At 36.9% G+C, this 14,060-nt stretch carries 16 protein-coding genes; 7 read left to right on the plus strand and 9 right to left on the minus strand.

Features of this window, described 5'->3' with window-relative positions; translation table 11 throughout:
* Positions 1-58 precede the first annotated feature (58 nt).
* Positions 59-889 carry a hypothetical protein gene (locus EHQ70_RS00880; RefSeq protein WP_135583098.1) on the minus strand — a complete coding sequence of 277 codons (831 nt, stop codon included), beginning with the start codon at positions 887-889 and terminating at the stop codon, positions 59-61.
* 364 nt (positions 890-1,253) lie between these two features.
* On the opposite strand from EHQ70_RS00880, the gene EHQ70_RS00885 reads away from it, so the two are divergent.
* From EHQ70_RS00885 to EHQ70_RS00900, 4 genes are read left to right on the plus strand one after another with little or no spacing between them, the layout of a single operon-like run.
* Positions 1,254-2,102 carry a heme/hemin ABC transporter substrate-binding protein gene (locus EHQ70_RS00885; RefSeq protein WP_135583099.1) on the plus strand — a complete coding sequence of 283 codons (849 nt, stop codon included), beginning with the start codon at positions 1,254-1,256 and terminating at the stop codon, positions 2,100-2,102.
* Complete coding sequence (locus EHQ70_RS00890; RefSeq protein WP_135583100.1) at positions 2,099-3,085, plus strand: FecCD family ABC transporter permease; 987 nt, start codon at positions 2,099-2,101, stop codon at positions 3,083-3,085. The genes EHQ70_RS00885 and EHQ70_RS00890 overlap by 4 nt, the downstream gene beginning before the upstream one ends.
* Positions 3,082-3,861 carry a heme ABC transporter ATP-binding protein gene (locus tag EHQ70_RS00895; protein WP_135583101.1) on the plus strand — a complete coding sequence of 260 codons (780 nt, stop codon included), beginning with the start codon at positions 3,082-3,084 and terminating at the stop codon, positions 3,859-3,861. The genes EHQ70_RS00890 and EHQ70_RS00895 overlap by 4 nt, the downstream gene beginning before the upstream one ends.
* Complete coding sequence (locus EHQ70_RS00900; protein WP_135583102.1) at positions 3,858-4,910, plus strand: hemin-degrading factor; 1,053 nt, start codon at positions 3,858-3,860, stop codon at positions 4,908-4,910. Before EHQ70_RS00895 ends, EHQ70_RS00900 begins: the two co-directional genes overlap by 4 nt.
* Here the strand turns inward: EHQ70_RS00900 and EHQ70_RS00905 are convergent.
* Both EHQ70_RS00905 and EHQ70_RS00910 read right to left on the minus strand, forming a co-directional pair.
* Positions 4,890-6,416 (minus strand): MASE3 domain-containing protein, encoded by a 1,527-nt coding sequence (locus EHQ70_RS00905; protein ID WP_135583103.1) that lies wholly within the window; start codon positions 6,414-6,416, stop codon positions 4,890-4,892. The two genes, EHQ70_RS00900 and EHQ70_RS00905, sit on opposite strands and share 21 nt — an antisense overlap.
* Before the next feature lie 76 nt (positions 6,417-6,492).
* Entirely contained in the window at positions 6,493-8,367 is a 1,875-nt protein-coding gene (locus tag EHQ70_RS00910) for a 7TM diverse intracellular signaling domain-containing protein (protein ID WP_135583104.1), read from the minus strand.
* 133 nt (positions 8,368-8,500) lie between these two features.
* Between EHQ70_RS00910 and EHQ70_RS00915 the strand changes: the two genes are divergently transcribed.
* Positions 8,501-8,680 carry a YegP family protein gene (locus tag EHQ70_RS00915; protein WP_135583105.1) on the plus strand — a complete coding sequence of 60 codons (180 nt, stop codon included), beginning with the start codon at positions 8,501-8,503 and terminating at the stop codon, positions 8,678-8,680.
* On the opposite strand, the gene ppnP is transcribed toward EHQ70_RS00915, so the two are convergent.
* On the minus strand, positions 8,671-8,982 hold the full coding sequence (gene ppnP / locus EHQ70_RS00920) for a pyrimidine/purine nucleoside phosphorylase (RefSeq protein WP_135583106.1): 312 nt from the start codon (positions 8,980-8,982) through the stop codon (positions 8,671-8,673). The genes EHQ70_RS00915 and ppnP overlap by 10 nt on opposite strands.
* A gap of 116 nt (positions 8,983-9,098) precedes the next feature.
* On the opposite strand from ppnP, the gene EHQ70_RS00925 reads away from it, so the two are divergent.
* The gene (locus EHQ70_RS00925) at positions 9,099-9,704 is read left to right on the plus strand and encodes a TetR/AcrR family transcriptional regulator (RefSeq protein WP_135583107.1); all 606 of its coding nucleotides are present in this window, start codon (positions 9,099-9,101) and stop codon (positions 9,702-9,704) included.
* Between the two features lie 4 nt (positions 9,705-9,708).
* On the opposite strand, the gene EHQ70_RS00930 is transcribed toward EHQ70_RS00925, so the two are convergent.
* Positions 9,709-10,182: a PaaI family thioesterase gene (locus EHQ70_RS00930; protein WP_135583108.1), complete on the minus strand. Its 474-nt coding sequence runs from the start codon at positions 10,180-10,182 to the stop codon at positions 9,709-9,711.
* A gap of 94 nt (positions 10,183-10,276) precedes the next feature.
* On the opposite strand from EHQ70_RS00930, the gene EHQ70_RS00935 reads away from it, so the two are divergent.
* Positions 10,277-10,864 carry a TetR/AcrR family transcriptional regulator gene (locus EHQ70_RS00935; protein WP_135583109.1) on the plus strand — a complete coding sequence of 196 codons (588 nt, stop codon included), beginning with the start codon at positions 10,277-10,279 and terminating at the stop codon, positions 10,862-10,864.
* An 18-nt stretch (positions 10,865-10,882) separates the two neighbouring features.
* Here the strand turns inward: EHQ70_RS00935 and EHQ70_RS00940 are convergent, their stop codons facing one another.
* The 4 genes from EHQ70_RS00940 to EHQ70_RS00955 form a co-directional block, all read right to left on the minus strand.
* Positions 10,883-11,068 (minus strand): hypothetical protein, encoded by a 186-nt coding sequence (locus tag EHQ70_RS00940; protein ID WP_135583110.1) that lies wholly within the window; start codon positions 11,066-11,068, stop codon positions 10,883-10,885.
* Between the two features lie 61 nt (positions 11,069-11,129).
* The gene (locus EHQ70_RS00945) at positions 11,130-11,747 is read right to left on the minus strand and encodes a helix-turn-helix domain-containing protein (protein WP_135583111.1); all 618 of its coding nucleotides are present in this window, start codon (positions 11,745-11,747) and stop codon (positions 11,130-11,132) included.
* A gap of 535 nt (positions 11,748-12,282) precedes the next feature.
* Positions 12,283-13,161 carry a ParB/RepB/Spo0J family partition protein gene (locus EHQ70_RS00950; RefSeq protein ID WP_135583112.1) on the minus strand — a complete coding sequence of 293 codons (879 nt, stop codon included), beginning with the start codon at positions 13,159-13,161 and terminating at the stop codon, positions 12,283-12,285.
* A gap of 26 nt (positions 13,162-13,187) precedes the next feature.
* On the minus strand, positions 13,188-13,919 hold the full coding sequence (locus tag EHQ70_RS00955) for a ParA family protein (RefSeq protein ID WP_135583113.1): 732 nt from the start codon (positions 13,917-13,919) through the stop codon (positions 13,188-13,190).
* Between the last annotated feature and the right edge of the window lie 141 nt (positions 13,920-14,060).

Consider the following 14,060-nt stretch of genomic DNA (forward strand, 5'->3'; position numbering starts at 1 on the left):
GCCACACCCAAACTTATGTTCTGATATAACCCATGGTTATCCTAAAGAAGTAGATTCTTTATTTAATAGCAGTTTCCGTAGAAACAGTAATTTTACTAAAACTCACAGAACCAGAATTAGTTCCCGCTGGAGCTGCAGCTAAATAAAAGTTGCGAGTATCTAAAGGAGACAGGTTATTTGCAAAATCTGTAGGGAGTTTATTAAGTACTGCATTCCCTGCATTCAAAGTAGTTTTGTCGCTACAACTAGCACCATTCTTTCCATCTAACCAAAGTGTAATGCGTGAAGGACCAGAAGTTGTTTGTGTTACATCTAAACAGAAAGTTTTGGTTTCACCACCATTTTTGTTCACTTTACAATTTGCAGCCGCACCAGGAAAAGCATCACACTGAGCATCTGTCACTACAGCGATAGGCAATTCAGAAGCAGTTAAACCTGTGTTAACTCTTACAGCAGCAGAAGCCGCATAGTTTGGTTCATATCGAATCGCAGAAGCGGGAGATCCCGAAGTGGAACGTCCATCATACATCCAAAATTGAAATGCATTAAAATTATTTACCAAAACGTTCCCAGCAGTGGGACCGTTTAACGCATAATCTTTCGATTTGTACCCACCAGAAAAAATCACACTATGACTAAATGCATTAGAGAGATTGTGGATCACAAAATGTACACCAGCTCCTCCGGCAGGATTACAAATTTCTATCGGAGTTGATAATGTCAAAGTGCTACCAGGAGTTTCACAAGACTTTGCTCCCTCGGCAAATGTAAATAGACCGAGTAATACAGAATTATTATTATCTTTGCTGTCTTCCTGTTCACAGGAAATGAGTGTTAGGCTAAGGCATGATGCCAAGGCGAATATTGTAAATTTGTTGAGCTTGTTCATAGCTGTTCTCCCGAATTTATTGATTCTGATTCTCAAATTCCGAGAACGCCGTTTTCTGTCAAGGGAATAATTGAGAATTAGTCTCAATAAATTCAACCGCTCTTTCTTTTTACCAGCTCCTCCCCTCTCCCGCTCCTTCCAAAATCAACCCCAATAGCAATCACATCAGAACATTCTAAGGAGAACTTTTGTTTGGAATCGAGGTTCTTTATCCATTGATACGAAAAGGTAAGTAACTTTAGTTATCCGGTCGCTTAAGCAACTACAGTAGTCGTGCAAAATCAGTAATGAAGCCAAATATACTACATTGAGACTCATTCTCTTTTAAGATTGACATCGACGGACTCTCTTCGATTCTTGCCCCATGATTCGATTCCATTCGCCACGTCTTCTCGGGATGATTTCTTTATCCCTTCTGCTGAACACTTCTTCCTTACTTTCTGAAACAACTCACCGGATTGTTTCTGTAAACGGGACAGTCACTGAAATTCTTTATGCGCTTAAACTTGAAAACCAATTGGTTGCAGTAGATTCAACATCCTATTATCCCAAACAAGCACACACTCTTCCCAATGTTGGTTACCAAAGAACACTAGCTACCGAAGGGATTCTAAACACAAAACCAACTCAAATTATTGGTTTAGAATCGGCAGGACCACCAGCAACGATTCAAAATTTAAAAGATGCGGGGATTCCCGTTCTACTATTCCCCGATGAATTTAAATTAGAAACTCCCGTCAATCGCGTGTTAGAGATTGGAAAAGTCTTCGGCAAACAAAAAGAAGCAGAGAGTTTAGCAAAATCCATTCGAGAACAAATTCAAAAATTAAAAATTACTAAAAACAATGTTAAGGTTTTATTTATTTATTCAAGAAACCCTAGCGCCGTCTTTATCGGTGGTACGGGAACAGCAGCTCATTCTATGATTGAACTTTCTGGAGCTAAAAACGCAATCAATGAATTTTCCGAATACAAACCTCTCACTAGCGAAGCCCTTGCAAAAGCAAATCCAGACATCATTCTTATGCCAGAAAAATCGGCACAAGGATTCGGTGGAGAAAAAGCAATTTGGGAAATCAATGGAATGGAATTCACTCGTGCTGGAAAAGAAAAAAATATAATCCTAGTTGATGATTTACTTCTACTTGGTTTTGGTCCAAGACTTCCTATTATTTTAAAAACACTTAACGATAGATGGAAACAGTTTGAATGAAGAAAAAATTTCTTTTTATCATCTGTTGCATTTGTTTTACTATTTTTTCTGCGATAACGTCTTCATTTCTCGGAGCAATGGAGATTCATTGGAAAGATCTATTTCTAATTGATACAATAGAGTCTCGAGTTTTTTTTGAACTTCGCCTACCAAGAATCCTTCTCGGACTTATGGTAGGAGGTTCACTTGCTTGGTCTGGTGCTTTAGCACAAGGCCTTTTTAGAAATCCCATAGTTGATCCCGGTCTTATTGGTATCACCGCTGGCTGTGCACTCTTTGCAGCCATTGCCATTGTTCTCGGAAGTTCTATTCCTTTTTTACATTCCATTTGGAGCGTTGTAGTTTTCTCTTTTATCGGCGGTGTTCTGTTTTCCTTTATCATTTTCTTTTTTGCAAAATCAAAAGGACGAACAGATGTTTTTTCCATGTTACTCTCAGGAATAGCCGTCAATGCTATCTGTATTTCTGCGATTGGAGTTCTGAGTTACTTCGCAAACGAAGCACAACTTAGAAATTTATCTCTTTGGAATATGGGAAGTTTAGGTGGCGCTTCTTGGAGTATCTTAAAATCGTTTTCTTGCTTTTTTATTTTACCACTTCTTGTAAGCCCTTTCATCGCCAAACAATTAAACGTGTTCATTCTTGGAGAACGAGAAGCAACTCATCTTGGAATTTCAACCGAAATATTAAAAACTTCCATCATACTTTTGATTGGTGTTAGCGTAGGTACATGTATTTCGATCGTTGGAAACATTGGATTTGTTGGATTAGCAGTCCCTCATATTGTCAGACTTGCGATTGGACAAGACTATCGTTATCTTCTCATCACTACTTACGTTTTGGGTGGAGGATTACTGTGTTTTGCCGACTCCATCTGTCGCGTGATTATCGCTCCGTCTGAAATTCCGGTGGGGATCGCAACAGCCCTACTTGGCGCCCCATTCTTTCTTAGTTTGATTAGAAAAAGGATGCACTCTACATGACAATACAAGCAATCGACATAGACTATTCGATAGGATCAAAAAAAATCCTCTCTAACATTGAATTAGAAATCCATCCTGGCGAACTTCATGTACTGATCGGACGTAATGGAGCAGGAAAGTCTTCCCTTTTTCACATGTTATGCGGAGATATAACCCCAAAAAAAGGAAACATTTATTTAGATGGAATCGAATTAAAAGAATATTCCAAAAGTCATTTGGCAAAGTTGAGGGCAGTTCTCACCCAAGAAACAACCATTACGTTTCCGATCCATTCTGAAGCAGTGATTGCTCTTGGTCGCCATCCGCACACAACGGATATTACCAGAGACAAAGAGATTATTCAAACTTGTTTAAAAATTACAGATTCAATCGAACAAAGAGAACAAAACTATGCCACCCTATCCGGCGGTGAAAGACAAAAAATTAACTTCGGAAGAATCTTAGCACAAGCTTGGGAAACACCTCCTCGTTATATATTTTTAGATGAACCTGTTTCTGCTTTGGACATTCCCAATCAATACAAAACCCTCAACATTTGTAGGCATATGGCTGACCAAGGTTACGCAGTATTTATGATCTTACACGATCTAAATCTAACAGCTCAATACGCAGACAAAGTAACCTTACTCCATAAAGGAAGTATTGTTAAATCAGGAAAACCGAACGAGGTATTGACGATTGAAAATTTAGAAACAGCATTTGGAATCAAAACAAGAATTTTAAATGCTCCAGAAGGCAACTTTATCATTCCAGAAATCATAGGAGAAACAATATGAATGAGAACTTAAAACAACAATGGGAAAATTTAACAAAAGAAATGCCCAAACTCAGAATACGTGATGCAGCAAAACATCTAAAAGTAAGTGAAGCAGAACTTCTTGCTACAAAAATCGGATCCTCTGTAAAGTTACTGAAACCAGAATGGGCAGAGTTTTTGTTAAACACAACAAGCCTCGGTTATGTAATGGCACTTACAAGAAACGAATCTTGTGTTCACGAAAGGAAGGGAGTCTACAAAGATGTATCAGTAAATGGACAAACCGCACTTGCTGTTGGAGAAGATATAGACCTTCGTATTTTTTTAAAGGATTGGAAGTATGGTTTTTATGCAGAAGACCAAAAAGAAAACGAAATCATGCGCAGCTTTCAATTTTTTGATTCCAAAGGAGAAGCTGTTCACAAAATTTACCAAACAGAAAAATCGTCAGTGGATGGTTGGGAAAAACTCAAAACCCAGTTTGTTGATGAGACCCAGGTGTTTACGACTCCTGCAAATGTAACAAATACCAAAACAGAAACTGATGATCCAAAAGAGATCCCAGAATTTTTAGATGCGTGGAGTAAACTTGAAGACACACACGATTTCTTTTCATTATTAAGAAAATTTAAATACTCTCGTGAATTTTCACTAAAAGCTGCTGATGGTAAATTTTCATTCAAAATATCCACTGAAAATTTTTTGGATCTTATGAAAGAAGCCAGTAAACGCGAACTAGATATTATGATTTTTGTTGGAAATCCAGGGATGATTCAAATTCATACAGGGAAAATTCAAAAACTAGAACCTATGGGTCCTTGGTTTAATGTTTTAGACCCTGAATTCAACTTACATCTAAGAACAGACAAAATCGAATCCGTATACATAGTCGACAAACCAACGAAAGACGGAACCGTCACCTCCGTGGAAGTTTTTGACAACGAAGGATACTTAATTTTACAGATGTTTGGAAAACGAAAACCAGGAATTCCACAATCTAATGTTTGGTATCAACTTTCCAGAGAATACGTAAACAAAAGGGAAGAACTAAACCCTTCTCTTGTATAAATTATTAGGGAAACTAAGTTTCATTCGAAAACCTTGAGTACCGTCGATACTCAAGGTTCCTTCCATTTGTTTTTCCGCAATAATTTTTGCCAAACTCAACCCCAACTTCTTTTGTTTTAGTAAATCAAATCCCTCAGGTAAACCTACCCCATTATCACTATATTCAAGATTACATACATTCCCTTCAAAAGAAAACCAAATGGCTACCTCTCCAACTCGAACATTTGGAAATGCATATTTAAAACTATTCGAAAGTAATTCAGTAAAAACCAACCCAAGAGGAACGGCGGTGTCCAGAAGCAAAGTCCCTTCCCCTACCTGAAAGCTGATGTTTATTTCTTTTCCAGAAGGTGGGTAAACCTGACGCACCATCCCAACCAAAGAACGTAAATAATCGGAAACTTTTATCTCACTCAAATCATTATTGGCATATAAATGATCATGCACCAAAGACATGGTTTGAATTTTTATCGAAGTATCTTCAACAATCGACTGGATATTCTTGTCATCAGGAAAGTCTGATGCCTGAATCATCAGAATAGAACGAACTAGTTGAATAGAGTTTTTGGTTCTATGAAATATTTCCGCAATTAGATTTTCTTTTTCCTTTAATGATTTTCTAATCATCTCTGCATAAACTTTATTTTCTTCAACTTCCTTGGAGAGAAGCCCATTGGATTCGATTAGTTGATTATAAGGATCATTAATCGCAGCAATATACACTGCTTTAAAAATTAAATAAAAAGCACCTATCTTATAAATATGACCAATCACATTATATACATCATAAACGCTAGTGTATACAGCGAAAACCATCTCACTAAATATACAAACTACAAATGCTGCCAAATAATACTGAAGTTGTTTCTTCGAAGTACAAAAAGTAGTTTTTTTATAAACAAAAAATGACAAGAAGAGAATCCCGATGATTGCATATTCAGCATTCTTTTTGAAACTTGTTAACCCTTTTCCTTGTTCATAAGTTTTAGGTATCCAATCGGGAAACACAATTACCAAAAGAAAAATTACCAAAACAAGAAGGAGGGCAAACCAAACCAAAAGATTTTCTCGTATTAGTTTATATTTTCTATTTGGTTTGATATAGATGGCAACAAATAACACAATCGCTGTAATCAATCGTGAGAATATCCAGAACTGCGAGGATTTATTGCCTGAGTTTGGAGTGATAAAATCAGGCATCCCCGTATACCCGAGAGTATGCATAAAATCAATGGATCCCACCACAAGGAAACCCAGTCCCAAAAATAAAGTATTGGCGTTACCACTTTGTGAATAGGAATAATAACCGAGACCAAAAATAGAAAAAGATACAATGACGCTAAAGATCTCAGTTATATTATGAAAAACCAAAAAATAACCAATTTCATATTCCCGATAAAAATATTCAGGAAATCTTCCGACCAAAAAAAGAGGTACAAAACAAAGGACTGTTATCCAAAGGAAGAAACTATTGTTTTTCAATTGTTTACGAAGAATGGTCAACATGGATTGCAGGTTATTAGATAGACTCTAGGCCCCATAAGCAAGAATTTATTTCGGACCATTAAGGAGTGTTGTTTCATTACCCATTTTTTATGAGATCAATCGACACAAGGGTAATATCATCTTTAGAATCTTGCCGAATTTCGGACAATCTGTCCATTAAATTAGAATGAAACAAATCCTGAGGATAACCAACCAATGGTTTAATCTCTGGAAACAGAATTGCCTCAGGTTCTTCATCTGGTTTGACATTTTCATACAAACCATCGGTAAAAAACAAAATCCTATCCCCTTCTTTCAAACTAATCATTTTTTGTTCATACTCAAAGTTAGAACGTACTCCAAGAAGGAGCCCAGGACATTCAAATGATTCTATTTCTCCATTACGAACCAATACAAAGGGAGGATTCCCAGCAGAGCAAAAATACAACTTCATCTGCTTAAAATCTATATAAAAATAGGCAGCGCTGACAAAACGAGCATTCAAACTCATACAAAGAAATCGATTCATAGCACTAATCAATTCTTTTGGAGATTCCTTGAACTCTTTTGCATTTCGAAATGCAATTTTAACAGTGGAAGAATCTAACGCAGCACTCACCCCGTGACCCGTTACATCGGCAATCACCAATCCAAATCCTTCTGGAAATTCAAAGTAATCATAAAAATCACCACCAACATCATAAAGCGGATGGTAAGAGACAACCATTGACAATTTTGGATTTTTTGGCAATTCGTCTGGCAAAATTCGCATTTGAATTTTTCTTGCTGTTTCCAAATCCTTTTTAATCGTCGTTAGTTGGTTTTGCGCCAAAAGATTTTCTTCTAACAAAAACCGCAATCTCCTCCCCAAAGCGAGGGAAAACAATATCACCTCAAATGCCGTACCGATTTGTACACCATACCTACCAAAGGTAGTAGAGGGAATCAACGAAGCCTTGGTTAAAGAATCAAAAATAACTCCAACAAACAAAGTAACCCACGCAAAAAGAAAAAACAAAGATGACTTTATCCCTTTATAATAAGAGTAAGCACCGGCAGACATGAGCAGAAGAAAAATATACGGGAAAGTATAGATAAAAGAAACTTCTATCCAATTATGTGGAATGATAAAAGAAAAAATGGCCATGGCACCAAAAACGATCACACTAAACAAAACCAAACGATGTAGAAATGAATTTATTTTTTTTAAATTGAGAAAGGATAACGAAAAAAGCCCGACAAAAGTCAGAGAAGTATTTACAGAAACATATAAGAATGGTTTTACCGACATGGCAATATCAGGAACAAACAACTGTTTGAAGAAACCTCCCAATAACGAATAATTAATTGCGAGAGTGGTTAAGTATAAACAATAATATACATAGGCTTTTTCCCGAACGCTTACATAGATTAACAAATTATATAACAATAGAGCAAGAATAATACCAAAATACACACCATTTGCTATATAATCCCTTTCCATCCGGTCAAAAAAAGAATTAATCCGCCAAACTCGAAACGGTGCACTCAATATCCCCGAATTTTGAATCCGAGCATATATGGTTTTTGTTTCGGATGGTTTTAATGTGAATTTATAAATAGGGTTTCTATGTTGAATTTCTCTTTTGGAAAATGCACTGGAACCATCAAAATTCTTTTGGACAATCTCTCCGTTTTCTTTCCAGCCTAACAATACATTGTCGACCCATGGAGCTTCTAACTCCACGATATAATCATGATTGCGATTTTCTGAGTTTACTAAATCAAATTTTACCCATACAAAAGGTTTCCAATAACCAAAATTGAATTTTAATTCGTGGGCTTTTGACCAAACAGCAGTTCCCGATAGTATTTGTTCTAATGTTTTTGATTCGAATGTATATTGGATGAGCGGGCGTTCCGGGAACTTAGTGCCGCAGGAAAGGAAAATAAAAAATGATAAAAATAAATTAATTCTGCCAAGCTGCGTCATAAGGCGTTTAACGGGTCTAATGCCAATCTTTTGAACCCAATCATTCGCGAAATTCAAAATCGAATTTAGAAAGAAAACGTATTGCCAAAATCCCTAAATGGATAATAGTTTTGGCAAATCAAGGAGTTAGTTTATGTCAGCAAAATTCGAAATTTACAAAGATAAAGCAGGAGAATTCCGCTTTCGCCTCAAAGCCGGCAATGGAGAAATCATTGCTTCTAGTGAAGGATACTCTTCCAAACAAGCTTGTGAAAACGGCATCAGTTCAGTAAAGAATAATGCCGGTTCAGCGGAAATCGTAGATCAAACGTAAGAACAACAGTAGTCTGTTACAGTTTGAACTTTGAGTTTAAACTTGGATCCAGCAGGGACTTCAAATTCAGACTTTCCGTCAATTTGGAGCCATGTTTCGGATCCAGGCAACAAAACAGAGAGTTTTCCAGATTGGATTTCCATAATTTCTTTCTGGTCGGTTCCAAATTCATATTCCCCGGGCATCATAATCCCCAAGGTTTTCTTTTCCCCATTTGAAAATAGAACCGTCCGGCTGGTAACGTTTCCATTGAAGTAGATGTTGGCTGATTTTAGTACTGTTACGGATTCGAATGAACTCATACAGACCAAAAACTGGATAGACTCCAGACTTCCAAGTGAATTCCAAACCCCAGATCTCTTCGGTTTTAGACTAAAAAGTGTTTGCGAAATTCGAAAGTACCAGAACGGTAAGGTCAGTGCCCATAAAGTCATCACAAAAGTCAGAGAACAAAAAACAACAAGCCCGGGAAAAATCCATAGAAAGGATCCTTTCCTCAGCTATCGTTTTGTTCGCTAAACATGGGTTTTCTCAAACCACCATGGAAATGATTGCAAATCATGCCAAAATTTCCAAGGGTCTTGCTTATAATTATTTCAAAAGCAAAAACCAAATTTTTGAACAAATCATCGATTCTCATCTCGCCAAACAAGAGAAGTTTTATAATAATATTCCTCCGAACCTTTCTGCAAAAGAATACGTTCGTGAATTTTTTAACCGTTCCATCCAATTTGCAAAAGAAGAAAGAAAAACCATGGTTTTGATTTCTGTATGTCTTTTCCAACCTGGTTCTGTCTCACTTTCGAAAAAGATGTTAGAAAATGTGGAAAGGCGATTTGCCCCATTCAAAGAGGCAATGAGGGAACGCTTCAGATCTTATGGTGTAAAAGAGCCAGATAAAGAAATGATTCTTATCAAAACATTTCTTCATGGTGTGATCATGAGCCAACATTTTAATGATACAACCACTTGCACCCCAACAATCATTGAAATGGTTTTAGAAAGATACGATTATAAAAACTAATCCTCTATTCCCCTACCCCACCAGGAATTTTTAGAATCAAAAGGTTTGTTGTAGCGGTTGCTAGAAGTTTATCTTTTTCCGTCCGCATTTCACCAATCATATGAATGGTTGAAAAACCTTTTGCTTCCACAGATGCTGTCACAATCACTTTCTGGCCCACAGCCACTCCCCGAATGTATTGAATGTTCATATCGATGGTTGTTGTGGGACGTTTTGCCACAAGGTAACTCAGAGGTCCAAAAGCATTATCAAAGGCAGCGGCAATCACACCACCTTGCATCATCCCCATAGGATTGGTTTGGTCTTCTGAAACTGGGAATGCTACTTTGATACTTTTTCCTTTTGTATAAGATAAAATTTCAGCCTTCATTGCCAGAAAAATTGGCGGAGGAACAGTAATTTTTCTTCCACCATGATTGAAATTTACAGTCATATCTTCTAAAATTTTTTGAGTTTCTTCGGTACTAAGTGTTTGCATAAACCAACCCCTATATGTTACCAAAAGTAACATTATTTGGTTTTAATTCAAGAAAAAATGTTGCCAATGGTAACTTATTGTTGAAATTTATATTGTGAGCCGCTCTTCCTATCATCACGGGGATTTAAAAAATTCCATTATTAGGTCTTGTCACAAACTTTTACAGAAAAAAGGGGCATCAGATTTTTCCCTGAGAGAAGTAGCCACCCTTTCAGGTGTTTCCCATGCAGCAGTTTACAGACATTTTCAAGACAAAGAGGAAGTATTAGAAATTCTAGCTTCTATTGGATTTGATAGACTTGGTTCCTTACAAAAAAAGGTAATTCAGAATACAAAGGATCCTGATGGTTATTATATAAAACTGGGATTGGTTTATATACAATTTGCGATTAAAAATCCCAATTATTATCGGCTAATGTTTCAAACTAAAAGAACAATGGAATCTTCCATTTTAAAACGATCAAAATTGAAATCCTATGCGATTTTAGTTCGAGGATGTAGGTTCTATTTAAAAACAAAAAAAAGAAAGGAAAAACATAGAAGTTTTGCACTTATGGCTTGGTCACTAGTCCATGGTTATAGCAATTTATGTATTGAGACCGACTTCCCTGATACAGAAAGCAAAGTTCTAAAAAAATCGAAACTAGAAGTAGCTGAAGATCTATTGAGATTTTCAATCTAGGTTTTTTAGTCCAATTTTCTAAAAACTAATCTCTTCAAATTTCTGTAAAAATTCGAACTTATCCCTTACAAATTTCATTGGGTTTTCTTTCCCGTACTCACAATAAAAAACCATTTGTTGTCCATCATTTGCATTGGTACAATTTTTGGCTTCATCCAACTTTAAATATAAATTCCCCGTTTTGATATGCCTATAAACTTTCATCGAATCCTCCTGATAAAACTAATTTAGAACTGAATCAATAAAACTTTACTTTTGAAAACTCTTAAAGGGAGGGAACAGTTCCCAGTGGGAGAAGAGATTTCCTTTCTAACCACTGTTTCCAAATCAAATTCAAACTTCCTTGTAAAAAATCCGGCGAGGGTAAATCGACAATTTCAAAATGAGTTGATTTTGAGAGAGTTTGTTCACTCCATTTTTTAAATTCATCCCAAGAGTTTTTCTTTTGTACTCTTTTTTGTACCTCTATTGTACTACTATAAGCAGCACCATTTTTATCCAAACCTGCATTGGATTTTTGGATGATGGGGACTTGGGGGATTACCTCTTTTTTATCTAGTTTCAGTATTGGATTTTTTTCCGAGGCCTCTCGATGTGAGGATAAATCTTTGGTGGATGGGTTTATGAAGATTGGTTTTAAAAATCGTTTTCTACCATCAAAACCGGTTTGTTCCAAAAGGCCTAGTTTTTTCAAAGAGGTGACGAGTCTTGAAACTGTATCCATTTTGAGACCAAGGACTTCACCAAAATAACGGTTCGAAGCAAAACACCCACCTTTATCATGTAGCGAGACAATCTCTGCATACAATTTGGTTTGGCTATGAGAAAGGTTTAGATTCTCGATCCAAACGGGGATCCAAATTCCTTTACGATTTGTTTTCATTTTAGGTTCCTTCATCCAAACGAACACATCTCCGGCTACGAGCGTTTGGTTGTTTTTCGCCAATACACTTTTGGTGTACACTCCCCTACTCTATTTTTCTTAAGTTTGTTTTAATGAGAACAAACCTTCGGTCAAGGTAGAGAAAAGAAAGTTTGGAAGTTCTTTACGAACGTCCCTCGGAACTTTTGTAAATTCCGGTTTGAACAATGACGGCATTGTGGTAGAGCCGTGTCCGGTTGTGTGACCCGAACGTTCCCTATATGTACAAAAAGGAAAATTTTGTCAAGTGAAAAATGAGACATAATATTTGTGAGGTCTCATTGGGTTTTGGAGTTTTTAGAGTTCGGAATTGGAGGAAGGGAGAGAAATTGCCCCGGGTCGCTACCACACTTCCCAGGGCTTTTTATTGTTCAACCCGGTTAAGGATTTAGAAACAGACTACATGATGATCGAAAAGAGTACAAGTTTTTTTCTAAACTTCTGCCAAAAAAAGGATCTCTTTTTTGATCCAATATTTTCGGTAAATTCCTACAGATTATTTTTTGTACTTACGAATTGTTTCTTCTAGGATACTTTTTTCATTTTGTAATAAAGAGATTTTTTCTTTAATTTTTAATAGTTTGTTTTTTAGATCCTTTAGTTCTAAGTTTCCCAGTTTTGGTTTTGATTGTTTGGGTTTGTTCGGTTTTAAGGGACGAACATACTCGCGTAAGTCGTTTCGGGAAGGGAAGTCCCCCTTTTTCTCCAAACCTTTGATAAGGTAATCGATCGCTTTTTTTCGATTCGGTACATCTAGAGGAGCAATTTCCGTAAACAAACTTGTGGGAATTTGAAAGATAGGATGGTTTTTGTCAGCGCTGGTGTTTGCGGTCGATTCTTTTAGAATTTCAGCGTGGGAAATTTTTGATTTTACCCACTGTGCGGATTTGTTGATCCTCTTTGCTAGTTGTTCGTTTGTTTCTTTGTGTCTGTTTTTTAGTTCTTGAAGAGAAAATGCGAGATCAGATTCGGAGAGGTCTTCTCTTTGTAAGTTTTCAATTAACTTTATTTCTGGTAGTTTGGAAATATCGATTTGTTCTACATTTTTTACAATGGCAAGAATTGTTTTGCGTTTGAGTAGTTTGTGCGCACGGAATCTTCTTTCTCCATTAATGAGTTCGTATTTACCTGCTTTTTTCCTAACAACAATCGGTTGTAAAAGCCCATATTGAGAAATGGATTCTGCGAGTTCTCGGATTGTAGATTCGTTAAAAGTTTTTCTTGGGTTGTTTTCTGTTAAAACTTGGTCAATGGGTATTTCGGTAGCATTGTGATTTGAAGTTCCCTCTTCTTTTAAGAATGGGTTAAGGGACGAGGTTCTGGCACTTGCTCTTGAAAGGATATCGGCTGGGTTGTAGTTTGTTTTTGTTTTCATAAAATTTGAAGGTACGCCGGCGTACTTTATTTTAATTTCTCCGCTAAGGTTTCGAAGGCTTTCCAAGGGGCACTTCCTTCTTGTAGAGGTTTCCCAGTCTCCGTACGGTCCCGAATACTTTCGTTTTTTGGGATTGGTTCTAATATTTTTAGCGTTTTTATCGTGTTTAGTTTTTCTAAAAGATCCATTTGTTTTTGCGAAGTGCCCCACTGAGAGGGAAGGATCATTACGGATTTTTTCTTAGATTGTTCGTCGAACCTTTCGGCTTCATCCACTTTTTTAAGAACTTGGGCAACGGTTCGAACTGCCCATTTTGAAGGAGTGACCGGTACAAGAATCACGGAAGCTGGTAGGTAGGAGACAATATTTTCCGAAGATCCCGATCCTGGTGTATCAATAATTACGTAATCGTATTTAGCTTTGAGTAGGATGTTTTTTAGGCGGGGGATCATGGAAAAATCTTTGGATGCTAAATAACTTAGATCGGAAAGTTCGATGATGGATGGTAGAACATCGATGTTGTTCGAAGGTTTTACTGATTCTGCTAGAGTTGTCTCTGCGTTTAAAACGGAAAGTGTGTTCCCGGAATCAAAGAATTCGACTGGTTCCTCTGGAAAAAAGAAGTCAGAAAGGTCTGCTTGCGGATCCATGTCTATGGCTAAAGTGGATCCTTTTTTGGAAAGGGCTAAGGCCAAATGAATGGCAGTTGTGGATTTGGATGTTCCACCTTTGATGTTGGCAACCGTAATGATCTTCATTGCAAAATGAGTTTGATTTTGGTACTCCCTGGTGCAATGAAAATTCAAAAAATCGGATGTTTTTTGAAAGTACGCCGGCGTACCTCTTGGAACAAATTGTTTGGTTATGTTCTAAGGAGTTTCTTGTTGTGAAAAGGCCAG

This window comes from Leptospira congkakensis, from assembly GCF_004770265.1.
Classification (GTDB): Bacteria; Spirochaetota; Leptospiria; order Leptospirales; family Leptospiraceae; genus Leptospira_A; species Leptospira_A congkakensis.

What these genes read in the sequence shown, in the direction of transcription:
- EHQ70_RS00885 (WP_135583099.1), top strand. Translation starts at nt 1,254, where the DNA reads ATGATTCGATTCCATTCGCCACGTCTTCTCGGGATGATTTCTTTATCC.
- EHQ70_RS00910 (WP_135583104.1), bottom strand. Translation starts at nt 8,367, where the DNA reads ATGACGCAGCTTGGCAGAATTAATTTATTTTTATCATTTTTTATTTTC.
- EHQ70_RS00940 (WP_135583110.1), bottom strand. Translation starts at nt 11,068, where the DNA reads ATGAAAGTTTATAGGCATATCAAAACGGGGAATTTATATTTAAAGTTG.
- EHQ70_RS00900 (WP_135583102.1), top strand. Translation starts at nt 3,858, where the DNA reads ATGAATGAGAACTTAAAACAACAATGGGAAAATTTAACAAAAGAAATG.
- EHQ70_RS00945 (WP_135583111.1), bottom strand. Translation starts at nt 11,747, where the DNA reads ATGAAAACAAATCGTAAAGGAATTTGGATCCCCGTTTGGATCGAGAAT.
- ppnP (WP_135583106.1), bottom strand. Translation starts at nt 8,982, where the DNA reads ATGAGTTCATTCGAATCCGTAACAGTACTAAAATCAGCCAACATCTAC.
- EHQ70_RS00880 (WP_135583098.1), bottom strand. Translation starts at nt 889, where the DNA reads ATGAACAAGCTCAACAAATTTACAATATTCGCCTTGGCATCATGCCTT.
- EHQ70_RS00950 (WP_135583112.1), bottom strand. Translation starts at nt 13,161, where the DNA reads ATGAAAACAAAAACAAACTACAACCCAGCCGATATCCTTTCAAGAGCA.
- EHQ70_RS00905 (WP_135583103.1), bottom strand. Translation starts at nt 6,416, where the DNA reads ATGTTGACCATTCTTCGTAAACAATTGAAAAACAATAGTTTCTTCCTT.
- EHQ70_RS00915 (WP_135583105.1), top strand. Translation starts at nt 8,501, where the DNA reads ATGTCAGCAAAATTCGAAATTTACAAAGATAAAGCAGGAGAATTCCGC.
- EHQ70_RS00955 (WP_135583113.1), bottom strand. Translation starts at nt 13,919, where the DNA reads ATGAAGATCATTACGGTTGCCAACATCAAAGGTGGAACATCCAAATCC.
- EHQ70_RS00930 (WP_135583108.1), bottom strand. Translation starts at nt 10,182, where the DNA reads ATGCAAACACTTAGTACCGAAGAAACTCAAAAAATTTTAGAAGATATG.
- EHQ70_RS00895 (WP_135583101.1), top strand. Translation starts at nt 3,082, where the DNA reads ATGACAATACAAGCAATCGACATAGACTATTCGATAGGATCAAAAAAA.
- EHQ70_RS00890 (WP_135583100.1), top strand. Translation starts at nt 2,099, where the DNA reads ATGAAGAAAAAATTTCTTTTTATCATCTGTTGCATTTGTTTTACTATT.